General features: G+C 48.2%; 14 protein-coding genes. 10 read left to right on the top strand and 4 right to left on the bottom strand.

Annotated features, from left to right (window positions below; translation table 11 throughout):
• Nucleotides 1–216: 216 nt before the first annotated feature.
• From K331_RS0105375 to K331_RS30905, 4 genes are all read right to left on the bottom strand, one after another.
• Entirely contained in the window at nucleotides 217–1140 is a 924-nt protein-coding gene (locus tag K331_RS0105375) for a YitT family protein (protein WP_051289651.1), read from the bottom strand.
• 35 nt (nucleotides 1141–1175) lie between these two features.
• Entirely contained in the window at nucleotides 1176–2396 is a 1221-nt protein-coding gene (locus K331_RS0105370) for a cation:proton antiporter (protein ID WP_028589485.1), read from the bottom strand.
• Complete coding sequence (locus tag K331_RS0105365) at nucleotides 2397–2894, bottom strand: cation:proton antiporter regulatory subunit (protein ID WP_025680904.1); 498 nt, start codon at nucleotides 2892–2894, stop codon at nucleotides 2397–2399.
• 158 nt (nucleotides 2895–3052) lie between these two features.
• On the bottom strand, nucleotides 3053–3415 hold the full coding sequence (locus K331_RS30905) for a hypothetical protein (RefSeq protein WP_051289649.1): 363 nt from the start codon (nucleotides 3413–3415) through the stop codon (nucleotides 3053–3055).
• 177 nt (nucleotides 3416–3592) lie between these two features.
• Here K331_RS30905 and K331_RS28975 point away from each other — a divergent pair, with 177 nt between their 5' ends.
• From K331_RS28975 to K331_RS0105310, 10 genes are all read left to right on the top strand, one after another.
• Nucleotides 3593–4534 carry a putative sporulation protein YtxC gene (locus tag K331_RS28975; protein WP_051289647.1) on the top strand — a complete coding sequence of 314 codons (942 nt, stop codon included), beginning with the start codon at nucleotides 3593–3595 and terminating at the stop codon, nucleotides 4532–4534.
• A gap of 370 nt (nucleotides 4535–4904) precedes the next feature.
• A complete protein-coding gene (thrS, locus tag K331_RS0105350; protein ID WP_018887843.1) occupies nucleotides 4905–6842 on the top strand; it encodes a threonine--tRNA ligase in 1938 nt (645 codons plus the stop codon).
• Between the two features lie 114 nt (nucleotides 6843–6956).
• Nucleotides 6957–7790 (top strand): 3D domain-containing protein, encoded by an 834-nt coding sequence (locus K331_RS33020; protein WP_318842583.1) that lies wholly within the window; start codon nucleotides 6957–6959, stop codon nucleotides 7788–7790.
• Nucleotides 7791–7902: 112 nt separating this feature from the next.
• Nucleotides 7903–8178 (top strand): hypothetical protein, encoded by a 276-nt coding sequence (locus K331_RS0105340; protein WP_018887845.1) that lies wholly within the window; start codon nucleotides 7903–7905, stop codon nucleotides 8176–8178.
• A 214-nt stretch (nucleotides 8179–8392) separates the two neighbouring features.
• A complete protein-coding gene (locus tag K331_RS28965; protein WP_033413718.1) occupies nucleotides 8393–10006 on the top strand; it encodes a S1C family serine protease in 1614 nt (537 codons plus the stop codon).
• Nucleotides 10007–10122: 116 nt separating this feature from the next.
• The gene (locus K331_RS0105330) at nucleotides 10123–10812 is read left to right on the top strand and encodes a response regulator transcription factor (protein WP_028589484.1); all 690 of its coding nucleotides are present in this window, start codon (nucleotides 10123–10125) and stop codon (nucleotides 10810–10812) included.
• 1 nt (nucleotide 10813) lies between these two features.
• Nucleotides 10814–12292 (top strand): sensor histidine kinase, encoded by a 1479-nt coding sequence (locus K331_RS0105325; RefSeq protein ID WP_018887848.1) that lies wholly within the window; start codon nucleotides 10814–10816, stop codon nucleotides 12290–12292.
• Between the two features lie 179 nt (nucleotides 12293–12471).
• Nucleotides 12472–13434, top strand: a complete 963-nt coding sequence (locus K331_RS0105320; RefSeq protein WP_025680912.1) for a 4-hydroxy-3-methylbut-2-enyl diphosphate reductase — start codon at nucleotides 12472–12474, stop codon at nucleotides 13432–13434.
• A 1324-nt stretch (nucleotides 13435–14758) separates the two neighbouring features.
• Nucleotides 14759–16315 (top strand): ABC-F family ATP-binding cassette domain-containing protein, encoded by a 1557-nt coding sequence (locus K331_RS0105315; protein ID WP_018887850.1) that lies wholly within the window; start codon nucleotides 14759–14761, stop codon nucleotides 16313–16315.
• Between the two features lie 172 nt (nucleotides 16316–16487).
• Nucleotides 16488–16784, top strand: a complete 297-nt coding sequence (locus K331_RS0105310; RefSeq protein ID WP_028589483.1) for a hypothetical protein — start codon at nucleotides 16488–16490, stop codon at nucleotides 16782–16784.
• Nucleotides 16785–16921: the final 137 nt, after the last annotated feature.

The raw sequence follows: 16921 nt of genomic DNA, 5'->3' as shown, positions 1-16921 counted from the left end.
GCTTTTTTGTGTTCTAATATTAAGCTTCCGTTCACTTAATCTTCCATTACAATTACTCAAGAACAGCTATTATTCTGTACCCAAATCAATTTCTTAACTCATTCAACATTGATTTTTGTAACTAGATATATACAAAATTAAACCTTTTTTTGATCTATATCTAGTTCTGATTGAAGCAGCTAAAGTTATATGAAATTGATTCACCCGGTAAAAATGCTATGATCGCTCTGCCTTTCTCACAAAAACGATATCCGCACCTGGGTCCAGGTCACGAATCATCGCCCTGAAGCGTGGCAAATCCAGAACATGCACCCTATAGACGATATTGTTGCTTTCGCCTCCAGAAGCAGCATATTCGCTGTTATGTTGCTCCTGATCCTGGATCAGAGCCGTCTTCTCACTTGCTGGGATGGCAGGAACGGGAACCAGATGCAGCATCCTTTGCAGAACTGCCTTCGTATCAGTCGCGGCTGCAGTTCTGACATACATATGGCGGTAGAGACCAGTTAGCATGAATCGGGCCGTCTCGAATGCAGCCAGACAAGCAACGGCTGAGTATAAGGCCTGCTCCCAGCCCAGCATGAGGCCAGCTGCCGAAAGTACGAGAATTTGAAACAGGGCCGCGATTTGCTCCATAGATAGACTCTTATGTAGTATAATCAGCCGGCTGCTGCTACGGAATTCAGCATCTCGCAACTCCAAGGCATCCAGCAGTCCTCCTGAACGTGCTACGAGACCAGCACCAAAGCCAAGGGTGATACCGCCCACGACTGCAGCGATAATCGTATGCTCACTCAAGGCAGGGACAGGCTCCAGCAGGAGCGCTGTTCCTGCAAAGGCAAGCAATCCCGGAAAGGCATACCAAGGTCCGGATTTGCGAACAAAGTACAGATACAGACTAACAAGAGGTACATTCAACAGTAATAAAAATAATCCAAGCTTCACTTCTGCAGCATGTGACATTAATGCGGAGACACCTGTCATCCCGCCTACTACAATCTGATTCGGATGCAGGAATAGCTCCAGACCGACAGAAGCGAGAATTCCACCAACAATAGCATACAGTAACGGATACGGATTCAGGGATGACGAGGTGAACTTCGACGAAGCTTCGACGTCTTTCCCAGGAGGATGCTTCATAGCCTTACCTCCCCGTTAAATATGATGGGTTCTGATCAGGCCCTTTCCTGTCGCTTGGGCCGATGATCCTTGAATCGGAATACTTTATTAAGGACATTGAATATTGATTTTGACTGTTTGGTCAATATTGGTGCCATAATGGCAAGGATTAGTACATATATGGCAGCAAATGGCTGCAAAATAGCTAGAAGCCCACCTTCACGTCCCAGATTCGCCATAATAATCGAGAATTCACCGCGAGCTACAACGGTCAACCCTATGTTTGCCGAGGCTAGTGGCGACAGAGCAGCCGTTCGTCCAGCCAGCATGCCGGCTGTAAAGTTTCCGAACAGTGTAACGACTACAGCTGCAAGGGCAAGCCAAACGGCGGTTCCTCCGAGTGAGAGAGGATCAATGGATAGTCCGAAGCTGAAGAAGAACACAGCACCGAAGAAATCGCGAAATGGAATAATGAGATGCTCGATTCGCTTGGCATGCTCTGTCTCGGCAAGTACGAGTCCTACGAGCAATGCACCTATAGCTTCTGCAACATGAATAGTCTCAGAGAAGCCTGCCACGAGGAAGAGTGCGCCGAAAATAACGAGCAAGAACAATTCATTGGACCGAATATTCAGGACTTTATTTAGTAGGGGAACAGCCTTACGTCCAATGATAATCAGTGCAAGCATGAAGCCGAGGGCAATCGATGCGGACAGGAGCACACCCCCAAGTGATGAGGAATTACTCAGAACGAGCCCGGAAAGAATGGAGATATACACGGCGAGGAATACATCCTCGAACATGATAATACCTAGAATCATCTCAGTCTCAGGATTCGCGGTTCGTTTAAGGTCAACCAATACCTTGGCAGCAATCGCACTGGAGGAAATCGTGGTAATACCAGCTATAACGAGGGTTTCAGCAACAGGGAACCCTGTTACAAAGCCCAGTGCCAGACCCAGAGTAAAGTTAATGGCAATGTAGATCGTACCGCCAACGGCGATGGAACGTCCGGACTTGATCAGACGTCCCACCGAGAATTCCAATCCAAGATAGAACAACAGGAACAATATACCTATACGGCCCATGAACGCAATGAAGGGCTCGCTTTCAATGAATCTGAAGTCAAGGTGCCAGATTTGCATGGCATGGGGACCGACAGCCATTCCAATGAGGATATAAAACGGAATTACAGAGAAGCGCAGCTTGGCAGCGAGCAGACCGGATGCCGCTATTAACGCCAGCGCTAGACCAACTTCAAATATCAGATGGTCCATTCAATCACCCGCTCCACTTATAAGAATTTGTTTGAAGCGCTTCTGCTGATCCCGCTCGCCCACCGCAAGTACTGTAGAATTGGCTTTCAGTACCGTATCCGGTCCCGGATTGATGTGCTTGGTCTTCTGATCCTCCATCACGACAATGACAGATACACCAGAGTTCTGACGAACGTTCAGCTCCCCGATCGATTTACCAGCAGAAGCGTATTGTGGTTCAATTTTATACCATTCAATAATCAGATCGTTAAAGGCCATCTCGACACTTTCAAGCTGCTTTGGCTTATAAGTCATGCCACCTATGATGGCTGCAAGGTGACGGGCCTCTTGGTCCTCAAGTGTAATCATGGAGATGCTTTTCTCCAAATCCTCATATTCGAAGTGATACAGCTCTCGTCTTCCGTCATCGTGAATGATCACGACAATCCGGTCGCCACTAGCCCCATCCAACTGATACTTCATTCCGATTCCGGGCAAAATAGTTTCACGAATATCCATTATAAAATGTGCCTCCTAGAGAGTGATGTAAGTTGTTGTAACAATGAATAACAAGCCATACTTGACGTCATATCAGCAGTAAATAAATGAAGTGGTACATTGAATTCAGTAATGTATTACACGACTGTCAAGCTCCTGAACCGACAAATTAAGTACGGCTATGCCATAGCCGCCACGAACTTTGACGTGTATTTTATAGGCTGAAGAAAATCAAGCTTTTTCCTAATCGAAATAATCGGAATAAAAGGTAAATAAGGTCTGGGAATCGTAATCAGACATAACCAAGTCATGATGATAAATAAAGGGCTGGCTTGCGATATATTCTTGATGATGGACACTGTATGAGAGGGTGTACGAACGACAGGACGCTGATGCGTCTCGCGCTGCTCATTTCGTGAAATATCTGTAGCCTCCATAAGTTCCTGAGTTTCATTATGCTGAGCTGTAAAGGGAGCAGGGAATGACAAGGTCAGGACTACACTTAAAAGAACAAATAACGATATACGCCATCGAATCATCATATTCCCCCTCCTTTTGTGAAAAATTCAAATAAAGACAAATAGCTAGGAACGCTTACTTTAACTTTACCATAAATATTTAGGTTTATTCAATTCATAACCGCTCTTCCAGCAGTCTACCTCGTATAACCGCCACTTCCTCACCATATACTGTAACCAGAAAATGAAAGGGGTGAGCATATGGAGCTTTTCTCGATCTGGACGGATATCCAAGGCCCTGAGGATGCAGAGCAATTTTACCAAATGATTCGCGGCCGACTGAAGGAATTACATATTCCTGGTCAGGAGTTGCTGTTCTCCTACAACCGAAATCAGGATAGTGCCGTATGGAGATGCAGCAGTGCGAACCCAGCCATATCTTCATTAACCTGCTTGCCCCGCCTCATTCGTGCTTTGTCGGGCCTGCTTGCTGATTATATGGAGCACTCGCTGGAGCGACCTGTGGTATCAAGCTTGATTCGCAATCAGCAAGCTGGGCTTGAGGAGGAAGAGTACCTAAGGATTGAGCAGCACTGTATGTCTCTTCTTCATCATACGAACGAAATGAGCCAAAAGCGTCATCATTTTTTGATGTTAGGTGTAGAATCTGCCCTGAGAGAGAATGCTGATTTGCATCTTAAGGGATTACTTCGCTTTCGACTACAGGCATACAAGCTAGCTCTTCAAGACCTTGTGGACTTTTCACTGGAAGAATTTTGGGCGGATCGTCAGTACGAGGAATTCATGGGCTTACTCAAGTATTTCGTCTTTTTCCAGGAAAGCATGATTCCGCTGGTGCATGTCATTCATCAGGGAGGCAGCCAATTCACCATACTTGATGCCAAGATGGAGCCTGTGAGCATGGAGCCTGCTCATGATATCGTCGTGGAGCTTCCGGAGATGGAGCTTGGGATCGGAATGGAAGAGATGATCGTCAGCAGCCTGATATCGATCTCGCCTGCCCGAATTCTGCTGTATACAGACGAGCCGGGTGCAGCTATCATTCAGACGGTGCTGAACATCTTTGAGAATAAGGTGGAGATCTACGAAAAAGCCGATATGCACAAGGATGGGTTGGACTACGCCGTGGATTACGAGCTTCATCTTGACGGAAAGGAATGGGGCAATTATAATAACTGTTGAAAAAGCGATGATGAAGACAGCAATCATGGACTGGACGTCCCAGAGAGAGGAAACTCAGGCTGAAATTTCCTTACGAGCCCACCTGTGATTGACCCCTTCATAGCTGCTGTTCTGAAAGTCGGCTGTAGACTAATCCGATGTTTAGGAACAGACGAGTCGTCCCCGTTACAGGATGCCAATTGAGGGCTGAATGCAGCATGCTGGTCTAGTAGCGAATTACTGGATTGGACGCATAAATCAGCCAAATTAGGGTGGAACCACGAGCACACACTCGTCCCTTGATACCGGGACGGGTGTTTTTTGTGTGTATACAAATAAGAACCGGGCGTCCCGGGCGAACCTGTTATTAACAATGAGGAGGAAGCACAACATGGCAGTAAGTATTCATTTGCCGGACGGCTCTGTTCGGGAATATGCAGAAGGTAGCAGTATTGAGGATGTGGCCGCTTCCATTAGCAGCGGTCTGCGTAAGAACGCTGTAGCGGGCAAGCTAAACGGAATTGTGGTGGATCTGTCCACCAAGCTGACAGAGGGAGCACAGATTGAGATTGTGACTCAGGATGCTCCAGAGGGACTGGAGGTTATTCGCCACAGTACCGCTCATTTGCTGGCACAAGCCGTGAAAAGATTATTCGGTAAAAATGAAGTTCATCTAGGGGTAGGGCCTGTCATTGAGGATGGCTTCTACTACGATATGGACCTTGAGCATTCCCTGAATCCGGAGGATCTGCAGAAGATCGAGAAGGAAATGGAGCGCATCGTAAATGAGAATCTGCCAATCGTGCGTAAGGAAGTTAGCCGTGAGGAAGCTCTGGCCTTGTTCGGCGAAATGGGCGATCCGTATAAGCTGGAGTTGATTCGTGACCTGCCTGAGGACAGCATTATTAGCCTGTATGAGCAAGGTGAGTTCGTCGACTTGTGCCGCGGACCCCATGTGCCTTCTACCAGCAAGCTGAAGGTATTCAAGCTGATGAATGTCGCTGGAGCTTACTGGCGCGGAGATAGCAAGAACAAGATGCTACAACGGGTATATGGAACTGCGTTCGTGAAGAAGGCTCAGCTGGACGAGCATCTGCATTTTCTGGAGGAAGCCAAAAAGCGGGATCACCGTAAGCTGGGGAAAGAGCTCGGCATGTTCAATTTCTCACAGCTTGTTGGACAAGGTCTTCCGATCTGGCTGCCGAACGGCGCCAAGCTGCGCCGGACGCTGGAGCGTTATATCGTAGATCTGGAGGAGAAGCTTGGCTACCAGCACGTATACACACCTGTACTGGGAAATGTGGAGCTGTACAAGACCTCGGGACACTGGGAGCATTATCAGGAGGATATGTTCCCAGTCATGGAGATGGATAACGAGTCGCTGGTATTACGCCCGATGAACTGTCCTCACCACATGATGGTATACAAGAGTGAGATGCACAGCTATCGTGATCTGCCGATTCGTATTGCGGAGCTTGGTACAATGCATCGCTACGAGATGTCCGGTGCACTGACAGGTCTGCATCGGGTGCGCGCCATGACTCTGAATGATGCTCACCTTTTCGTACGCCTGGATCAGATCAAGGACGAATTCAAACGGGTAATTGATCTGATCATGATTGCTTACAAGGATTTCGGCATTCACGATTATCGCTTCCGCCTGTCCTATCGTGACCCACAGGATACCGAGAAGTACTTCGATAATGATGAAATGTGGAATACAGCACAAAGCATGCTGCGTGAGGTTGTTGAAGAGACAGGATTGCCGTTCTTCGAAGCAGAGGGAGAAGCAGCCTTCTACGGTCCGAAGCTAGATGTACAGGTCAAGACGGCACTTGGTAAAGAAGAGACGCTCTCGACGGTTCAGATCGACTTCCTGCTGCCAGAGCGCTTCGAGCTGGAGTATGTAGGCGAGGATGGACAAAAACACCGTCCAGTCGTGCTGCATCGCGGTATTCTGGGTACGATGGAGCGCTTTACTGCCTTCCTGCTGGAGAATTTTGCGGGCAATCTGCCGCTGTGGCTGTCTCCGGTACAAGCCAAAATTATTCCAGTCTCCACGAACTATGATGACTATGCCAAGGAAGTGGCTGACAAGCTGCGTCTGGCTGGAGTTGCAGTGGATGAGGATCTGCGCAATGAGAAGCTTGGCTACAAGATTCGTGAAGCCCAGCTTGAGAAGATTCCTTATATGCTCGTAGTTGGTGAGAATGAGAAGAATGATAAATCCGTATCCGTACGTAAGCGTGGCGAGGGTGACCTTGGCGTGAAGCCACTGGATGAGCTGATTGCTATTCTGAAGGAGCAAATTGACTCCAAGACGATCTAGTCTCAAGCCACTAAAAGACTATTAAACTTGCACATGCGTGATGGTTAATATAATCCTTTGCCGTATATTTCGGCTGATTTCTGGAAAACCTTTGGAACAAGGGGAGGTTTTTGAATGAAATCAGTGATTTTGCGGCAAAGGATTTTTGTCGTTATGTTGTGGGCTTTGTTTATGCTACCGATAGCGGAGGCCCATGCCTTTGAGCAGCCATCTGCGCTACAAGTTCAGTCTTCAGGGGCCTTAGTAGAGTATGATCCATATAGTACTTCGTATCATGCACATTGGCAGGAGGAAGCAGGCCTGTCGTGGGAAGACTTTCAGGCACCAGCTCCTGCATATGCAGGACTATGGGGAGGCCTGACTCAGGGAATGATGAGCATGCTTCATCCAAACGAAGGCGGTGGTGTAGGCTGGATGACAGAGCTACATGGTAAGCCAATCCGCCGACCTGAGGCAAGGACCATACGGAAGCCTGATAACCTGGAGCTTAATTCAGTACCCGTTCTGGCACCAACTGCAGAGCAGGTCATAACGACTATGAAGGTGACGGCCACCGGTTATACGGCTGGCTTCGAATCTACAGGCAAACGTCCTAATCATCCGCAATATGGCATTACTTATTCAGGAGTAAAGGTTACGAGGGACAAGAATACGTTGTCTACGATAGCAGCCGATCCACGTACATTCCCCCTTGGGAGCATTTTGTATATTCCGGGATACGGCTATGGAATTGTTGCAGATACAGGCTCGGCGATCAAAGGGCGCAAGATTGATTTGTATTTTGCCACGACCAAGCAGGTCTATGAGGAATGGGGTAAAAAAGACGTCGAGGTCCAGATCATCAAGCGGGGAGGTGGCCGCTGCACTGAGCAAATGATGGCGGAATTCAAGAAGGCCATCCAGGTGCACAAGATGATACCTGAATCCATGCTTGACGAGTCTCTTTAATGAAGCACATAGGCAACGCTGGCTGGGATCACCTGAATAATGTAGGAGTCGCCTTCACATAATATGTGCGGGACAGACAAGTTCCCAAACTCATTATACAGGAGGAATTATCGTGAACAACAAACAGCCGTCTAAAGCGGGTCTTGGTGCACAAGGTACGGAATTTGGTCAGGACACGCAACAGGTTGCTCAAAAAGTAAAACAAGCTCAACAAAACAAAGTGCAAGACAATTATCAGACACCAAATGAAAAGTATGATGCAGAATTTGGTGCTGATACAGCTGCTGGCGTCAACAAAAAAGTACAAGGTTCCCAGCGCCAAAAAGTACAGGACAACTATAAGACACCGAACGAAAAATTCGGATCTGGCTCCACAAATCAACAATAATTGCAAGGACGCGATAGCAAAGACAGCTTAGTATTGCGAAGCTGACTTTTGCAATGTGCATATGAAGAATAGCAAGCCCTCGGTCTATATAGACCGGGGGTTTTTAGCTTTTATCAACTTTTATAATGTTTTTAATGTGCAATTAAGGTTTAAGGTACAAAATAAAAACAGTTAACAAACACCTTGATTCTAAGGGTTGAGGAGGAGATACATGATGGACGATTACAAAAACAAAAACTCGAATTCCCGGTACGGAGAGCAGGATGATCAGAGGAATGGATCGAATGAGCGAAAAAATGACTCTTCCTACTATTATTCATATGGTCCGTTCTCATCCATGAATTCCAATGATCAGCGTTCTGGTTCATCCGAGGCAGATGCGCCCCGTCGGGAGGAGGTTCAGATGACCCCACCAGATCCGATCAAGCCGATTCCATTAGGCTATCGTGATTCATCCCATTCATCCAGCCAAGGCCGCCCTGAAGGTAATGGTCGTGGAGAAGGGAATTGGAATTTCAAGCAGAGTAAGCAACCTAAATCAGGCTCATCCTTCAAATCGATGTTTCTCTCGTTCATGGCTGGTGCGCTTGTCATTACCGCGTTGATGTATACATCAGATGTAACGAATCTGTTCACAGGCAAGAGTGCTCTCGCACCGGCTGTTCAGCAGGAGCAGTCATCGGGCTCAAGCAACAATGGCAACAGCTCCAATGCAGTGACAGCGTCATTGCCAGCCGGGGCAGCGGATGTACAATCCGTCGTGAAGACAGCCAGTCCAGCGGTCGTGAAGATTGAGACACTTGTTAAGCAGTCCAGTGGTCGCAGCCGCCAGAGCAGCCCCTACTTTAATGATCCGCTCTATCAATATTTCTTTGGAGATCAGGGAGGGAGCAACAGCCAGAATAACTCCAACTCTGGCAATGGCCAATTGACCCCGCTGGGAATTGGCTCAGGTTTTATTTTTGATAAAACAGGCTATATTCTGACCAACAATCACGTAATTGATGGAGCAGATGTAGTACAAGTAACACTGGAGAACAACAACAAGCCTTTCGAGGCGAAGGTACTCGGCAGCAGTGCTGACCTGGATCTTGCTGTATTGAAGATTGAAGGGGACAACTTCCCGACCGTCCAGCTTGGTGATTCGGATCAGGCACAGGTAGGTGAATGGATGGTTGCGATCGGAAATCCCGAGGGCTTCGAGCATTCCGTTACTGCAGGAGTTCTTAGTGCGACAGGACGTACTATTACGATCAACGACCAATCTACTGGACGCCCAACGCAGTATAAGAATCTGATACAGACAGATGCCTCCATCAACCCAGGTAACTCTGGTGGCCCGCTCTTGAACTTGCAGGGGCAAGTCATTGGCATGAACGTAGCCGTTAGTGCGGATGCACAGGGTATTGGCTTCGCCATCCCATCCAATACGATCAAGTCCGTCGTGGAGAAGCTGAAGAACAATCAGGAGATTCCGAAAGAGCCTGTGCCGTTCATTGGCGCTACATTGATGAATCTGACACCTGAGGTGGCTAAGGAAATGGATACTTCCCTGACAGAAGGCTCTGTCGTGGGAGAGGTCATTTACAGATCACCCGCCTATCAAGCGGACCTGCGTTCGTATGATATCATCATCGGGGCTAATGGAACGAAGTATGCAACGACGCAAGAGCTGATCGACTTTATTCAGAAGCAATCCGTAGGATCGACCATTACATTGAATATCGAACGCTTCGGTAAGAAGATCGACTTGCCGGTGAAGATCGGCAATAAGAATGATTTTAATACGAATCAGACTACTACACCTGGCAGCACACAGCAGCCATAAAACATGAGTTAAGCGAAGCAAAGGGGCTTTTGGCAACGGATCTCCTTTGCTTCGTTTTTTTATGATGAACCTGCTACAATAGATGTAGCTTATGATAAGAAGGAGTCCGATCGTTGATGCGTTCAAGAATACTGATTATTGATGATGATGATAAAATTGTGTCCATGCTTCGTCGTGGTCTTGCCTTTGATGGATATGAGGTTGCAACAGCCTCGAATGGTGCAGAGGGCTTGACCCAGATGCTATCGCAGGAGCCAGACCTACTGGTGCTGGATGTCATGATGCCGCAGGTTGATGGCTTTGAGGTATGCCGAAGACTTCGGGCAGCAGGGAGTACGGTTCCAATCCTGATGCTGACGGCCAAGGATGAGGTAGAGAATCGGGTGAAAGGACTCGATACAGGGGCCGATGATTATTTGGTCAAGCCTTTCGCACTGGAGGAGCTGCTGGCCCGTGTAAGAGCACTACTGCGTCGCAAATCAGAACAGCAGTCGGGTGCAGCACAGGCGCTGACGTTCGAGGATCTGATGCTGGATATGGATTCCCGTGAGGTGGTTCGGGGTGGACATCGCTTGGAGTTGACGGCCAAGGAGTTCGAATTGCTGCATTTATTCATGCAAAATCCCAAGCGTGTGCTATCTCGTGATCTTATCATGGATAAAATCTGGGGGTACGATTACAGCGGTGAATCCAATGTATTAGAGGTGTACATTGCGATGCTGCGTCAGAAGACAGAGGAGTATGGTGGGAAGCGTATTATTCAGACCATTCGTGGGGCTGGCTACATCTTGAGAGGTGACTCATAGCATGTCGATTCGCTGGCGGTTAACCGCCTGGTATTCCAGTATTCTTGCTTTTGTATTACTTGTATTTGGTATAGCTATATATGCTCTGGTTAATTTCTATACCTACAACGAAGTGAAGAATCTGATCCTGGAGCAGACACCGCGCATCCGGGAACAGCTGAAGCTGACGATTAACTCTGGCAGTATTTTGCATGGAACCGAGCCGAATCTGGATCTGAGACTGACCGGTACCAGTGTGGAAAGAAGCCAGCTTTATGTGCAAATATATAATTATACCTCTGATGTACTGAAGAAATCGAACAATCTGGTAGAGCTACAGATGGAGCTGCCAGTTCCAGCTACACCAGAGCAGGCGATTCAAGAGCAGGGCTTCACGAAGGTGAGCGTAGGCAGCAATCCCTTCATGGTCTATCAAAGGCCGATTGTGCTAGATCAGCAAGTGATAGGTCTACTGCAGATCGCTCAATTCACGGGGTCTCAGGATCGACTGATGACCAGACTGGAAAATGTGCTTGTATACGGATCACTGGTTGCGTTATTTGCAGCAGCGACCATGGGCTGGTTCCTGGCGACCAAGTCCATGAAGCCTCTGGTGAATGTAACCAAGGGGGCCAACCAGATTCAATCTGGCGATGATCTTAGTGTACGCATTGAGTATGATGGTCCACCCGATGAGATCGGACAGCTGATCGGAACGGTGAACAGTATGTTAGCTCGTACAGAGGGCTTCTATAAAGAGCTGGAGGATTCTTATGCCGCCCAGCGCCGATTCGTGGCAGATGCATCTCATGAGCTGCGGACACCATTGACAACGATCCGCGGTAATATTGAATTTTTGCAGAAAATGTGGACCACCGAGCAAAGCGACCGACCGGACATGGATGAGCATATGCGAATGGAGCTGTCGATGGAGGCAATTAATGATATTGCGGACGAAGGCAAGCGCATGAGTCGCCTAGTCAGTGATATGCTGTCGCTTGCCAGAGCTGATACAGGCCAGGTCATTGATAAGCAGCCTACTGCGCTGGAGCCACTAGTAAAGGAGGTTGCACGTCGCGCTCAGTATATGGACCGGACCGCTGAGTGGAGTGTAGGAGATCTGTCTGTGCTGAATGGTGTATATACGGATGGGAGCAAGGATTATTTGCAGCAAATGCTATTCATCTTCATAGATAATGCATTCAAGTATACGCCGGAGGGCAGAGTCAGCCTTGATGTGGCATTGTATCAGGGGCAGGTCGGTCTACGGATTAGCGATACCGGGATCGGGATGGATAAGAATGAGGTTCCTTATATTTTTGATCGCTTTTATCGGGCTGATGAGTCTAGAGGAGTGACGGAAGGTATAGGGCTGGGACTGTCGATCGCCAAGTGGATTATCGATGAGCATAGCGGCTCAGTTGAGGTCGTGACACGACGCGGTGAAGGGACGACATTTATGATCTGGCTGCCGGTCAGCTTTTCGGCCCCGCTCGAATAGGGTATAATGTGACGTGAGCTCTATCACAATTATGTGATGCAGGGAAGTATGCTAGTGGATGATGATCAAGGGATGCTTACGACTCATCTTGCAGCAATTATCATAGAGCGGCCATTATGGAAATAGCGCTATACATTCTTAGACTGTATACACGAGGCCGTCAGAAAGCAGGTGCTATCTTGGAGATCGTCAAAATTTCGCCGCGCGGATATTGCTACGGTGTGGTGGACGCCATGGTTATGGCTCGCCAGGCCGCGAAGAATCCTGATCTTCCGCGTCCGATTTATATACTTGGTATGATTGTTCATAACAGTCATGTCACCTCTTCGTTCGAGGAGGAGGGAGTCATTACGCTGGATGGCCCTAACCGACTAGAAATTCTGGAGCAAGTAGATCAGGGAACGGTCATCTTCACGGCACATGGTGTGTCACCGGAGGTACGAAGATTGGCCAAGGAGAAGGGCCTGACTACGGTCGATGCCACTTGTCCTGATGTGACCAAGACGCATGATCTGATTCGCGAGAAGGTTGCAGAAGGCTATGAGATTATCTATGTCGGCAAAAAAGGGCATCCTGAGCCGGAAGGCGCCATCGGCATTGCGCCAGATCGAGTTCATCTGATCGAGAAAGAGGATGAGATCGCCGGGCTGGAGCTGTCTGCTGACAAAATTATCATCACGAATCAGACGACCATGAGTCAGTGGGATATCAAGGCCATTATGAACAAGCTACAGGAGAAATTCCCGATAGCCGAGGTGCATAACGAGATCTGCCTTGCTACTCAGGTTCGGCAGGAAGCCGTCGCTGGTCAAGCCGGTCAGGCTGAACTGGTCATCGTGGTCGGTGATCCGCGCAGCAACAACTCCAACCGTCTCGCTCAAGTATCGGAGGAGATTGCAGGAGTGAAGGCATATCGAGTCGCGGATGTGACTGAGCTGAAGCAGGAATGGCTGCAGGGAATCCAGCGTGTCGCTGTGACCTCTGGAGCGTCTACGCCTACTCTGATTACGAAGGAAGTAGTACAGTATCTGGAGCAGTATGATCATGAGAAGCCTGAGACTTGGGAGATCAAGCGTACCATTGATAAGAGCAAGATTCTGCCGCCTGTGCGGAATAAGAGCAAGGCCTCTAGCACGACGTAATTGTAATGGGGGCGCAGACATGCGTAGCGGGTAACATGAAAACCAATTGTTCGTTAGTGGAGATCGCTGCGGGTTCGAAGGCTTCTTCCGATCGCTGTTAAAGTCCTATTTCTTTTATTTACTAAGAGCATTAGCAGTTGCAATTGAACTTTAAATGCGAGCACTTCGTTTCTCCAGAATTCCTTCGACCCTCCGCTATAGTGGGTGCATGTCCCGTGCTTTCGAATAATGAGTGGCATAAAAAACAAGCCCGTGATCCGTCAGGATCGCGGGCTTTTGGCATTTGTAGTTAGGTTCTAAGACACAAAGACACCGACTAATATTATTGTGTAATTCATTTTACAGCACACACTCATGTAAAGTGGGACTTGCTGCATCGTATATATACCACAAGGTATCGACGTTATTTCAATCTACGCACCCATGTAGAGTGCGACCGCTGCCGGCTTCATTATCAGGTCCTTTTTGCATTTATTTCAATCCACGCACCCATGTAGAGTACGACGTCGAAAGAGCACCACAAGAAATCGCCGAAAAAATATTTCAATCCACGCACCCATGTAGAGTGCGACCTGCGTTGAAGGATGGAAGACTGCACATTGAAGATATTTCAATCCACGCACCCATGTAGAGTGCAACTGCATTTCTTTAGGCACGTAGCCCTGGCTCAGCCAATTTCAATCCACGCACCCATGTAGAGTGCAACAGCGGAAAACAGAGTATAAACGCTGCGTCTAGCTTTTATTTTACCGTACATCCGTTAAAATGGAAGACTTCATGCAGCCTGAAATGCAGGTGTGTTCAATAATTGTTCACATTCGACATGCTTTCGACAAAATCTGAGGTGCGAATGTCCCAGGGAAATCATGTGAGCTTGGCATTCGCACCAAAAGATAGCTGGAAACAGCTCAGTTTTGGATATCTATTTTTAAAGTAACTTGAGCCACGGCAGTAGCGGAGGGTCGGAGGATTTCTGTAGAAACGGAGTGCTCGCATTTAAAGCATGATTTAATCCGCTAATTCTTTTATATAATATGAATGAATCAGGCTTTAACAGCGATCGAAAGAAATCTCCGAGCCCGTAGCCTCTCTCCACGTAGCCTTCCCAATCAGCTGTTCCAAGCACATAGCATTTCCACGTCGTTTCCCCGCACAACAGCTACATTTTCACCTTTTAACATGGCATATCTCCACGAACAGTCGAGAATTCTGCAATTGCAGCCTCCATCCTCAAATCCCCCATTGAGTCAGACCTGCTTTGAAGCTTATAATATACAGGATTGGCAATACCGAAAATTTAAATTTTACAGAAAAGGTGTCATGCATGAGCATATTGAATGTAGAAAAATTGAGCCACGGCTTTGGTGACCGTGCTATTTTCAATGACGTATCCTTCCGCCTACTGAAGGGTGAGCACATCGGCCTCATTGGGGCGAATGGCGAAGGTAAATCGACCTTCATGAACATTATCACGGGCAAGCTCCAGCCAGATGAAGGCAAGGTAGAGTGGTCCAAGCGTATGCGGGTAGGTTATCTGGATCAGCATGCGGTGCTGAGTAAGGGGCAATCCATTCGTGACGTGCTGCGCGGTGCGTTCCAGTACTTGTTCGATATGGAGCAGGAAATGAACGACATGTACGGTAAGATGGGGGATGTCACGCCGGAGGAGCTGGAAAAGCTGCTTGAAGAGGTGGGCACGATCCAGGATACGCTGACAAATCAGGATTTCTATCTGATCGACGCGAAGGTAGATGAGACGGCACGCGGACTTGGTCTGACGGATATTGGACTGGACAAGGATGTCCATGACCTGAGCGGTGGACAGCGCACGAAGGTACTGCTGGCGAAGCTGCTTCTAGAGAAGCCCGATATTTTGCTGCTGGATGAGCCGACGAACTATCTGGACGAGCAGCACATTGAATGGCTGAAGCGTTACCTGCAGGAATATGAGAATGCCTTTATTCTGATCTCGCACGATATTCCGTTCCTGAATAGTGTTATCAACCTCATCTATCATATGGAAAATCAGAGTCTCACACGTTACGTCGGTGATTACGATCATTTCCAGGAAGTATATGAGATGAAGAAGCAGCAGCTGGAGTCTGCCTACAAGCGTCAGCAGCAAGAGATCGCAGACCTGAAGGATTTTGTCGCACGCAACAAGGCTAGTGTCGCTACCCGCAACATGGCGATGTCGAGGCAGAAGAAGCTGGACAAGATGGAGATTATTGAGCTGGCAGCAGAGAAGCCGAAGCCGCAGTTCAATTTCAAGGATGCGAGAACTTCAGGCAAGCTGATCTTTGAGACGAATGGACTGGTGATCGGATACAACGAGCCGCTGTCCAGACCGCTGGATCTACGCATGGAGCGCGGACAGAAGATTGCGCTGGTCGGGGCGAACGGGATCGGTAAGACGACATTGATGCGGAGTATTTTGGGCGAAATTCCGGCACTGGAAGGCACTGTCCAACGTGGAGAGCATCTGGAGATCGGGTATTTCCAGCAGGAGATCAAGGAAGCTAACTATAACACCTGTATCGAAGAAATCTGGCAGGAGTTCCCTTCCTTTACCCAGTTTGAAGTGCGGGCGGCTCTGGCCAAGTGCGGTCTAACCACCAAGCATATCGAGAGCAAGGTTGCTGTCCTTAGTGGTGGCGAGAAGGCGAAAGTGCGCCTGTGCAAGCTCATTAATAACGAGACCAACCTGTTGGTGCTCGATGAGCCTACGAACCATTTGGATGTAGATGCCAAGGATGAGCTGAAGCGTGCCCTCAAAGCCTATAAAGGAAGCATTCTACTGATCTCTCACGAGCCTGAATTCTACCAGGATGTTGTTACAGACACTTGGAACTGCGAATCTTGGACAACGAAGGTATTCTAAGTAAAGCTCCCTGAGCGTAACGCTCTGGAAGTAGCGCATAAATAGAACCTCTCCTGGCGGACACTATTCATGGACAGCAGATCCATTTTCATCCCAAAGGACAGCTACTCCATGAGAAGCTTCACCTGATGTGTATGAGGAAGGGTTTGTTGCCGGAAAGGAAGGTGCCGTCATGAGCAAAGGGTTCGAGAAAGAAGATAAGACCAGTTACCCGGATATGGCTACCGTGGAGTCCCAACGGAACGACCTGGCCTTTGAGGAATTTCCCGAAGGACCATATGGCTCATCCATTCCCTCCGCTAAGCTGGGGAAAAACACGCCATGGCGTGAGGACCAACGCTCGCCGGGTCGATTTGACTATGAGGATCATGAGCAGCATGAAGGAATGACCCGTAATTATCCTGGAGAGGATGTCTACGACGCTGCTGTGCCTGATGGAAATCATGACAACGAGCTTAAAGGTAGCTGAAGCTTACATGAATAGGGCAAGAGAAGGGCTGCGCAGTGCGCAGTCTCTTTTTTTTTGCAGTTGCATTCTCAGAGCCAATCACAGCTACACCTCTTACAATCATTACAAGCATTTACATGCCTTACACGTATTACAGG

This window comes from Paenibacillus massiliensis subsp. panacisoli DSM 21345 (genome assembly GCF_000426545.1).
Taxonomy (GTDB): Bacteria; Bacillota; Bacilli; order Paenibacillales; family Paenibacillaceae; genus Paenibacillus; species Paenibacillus panacisoli.
This window is presented reverse-complemented; position numbering and strand designations above follow the sequence as displayed.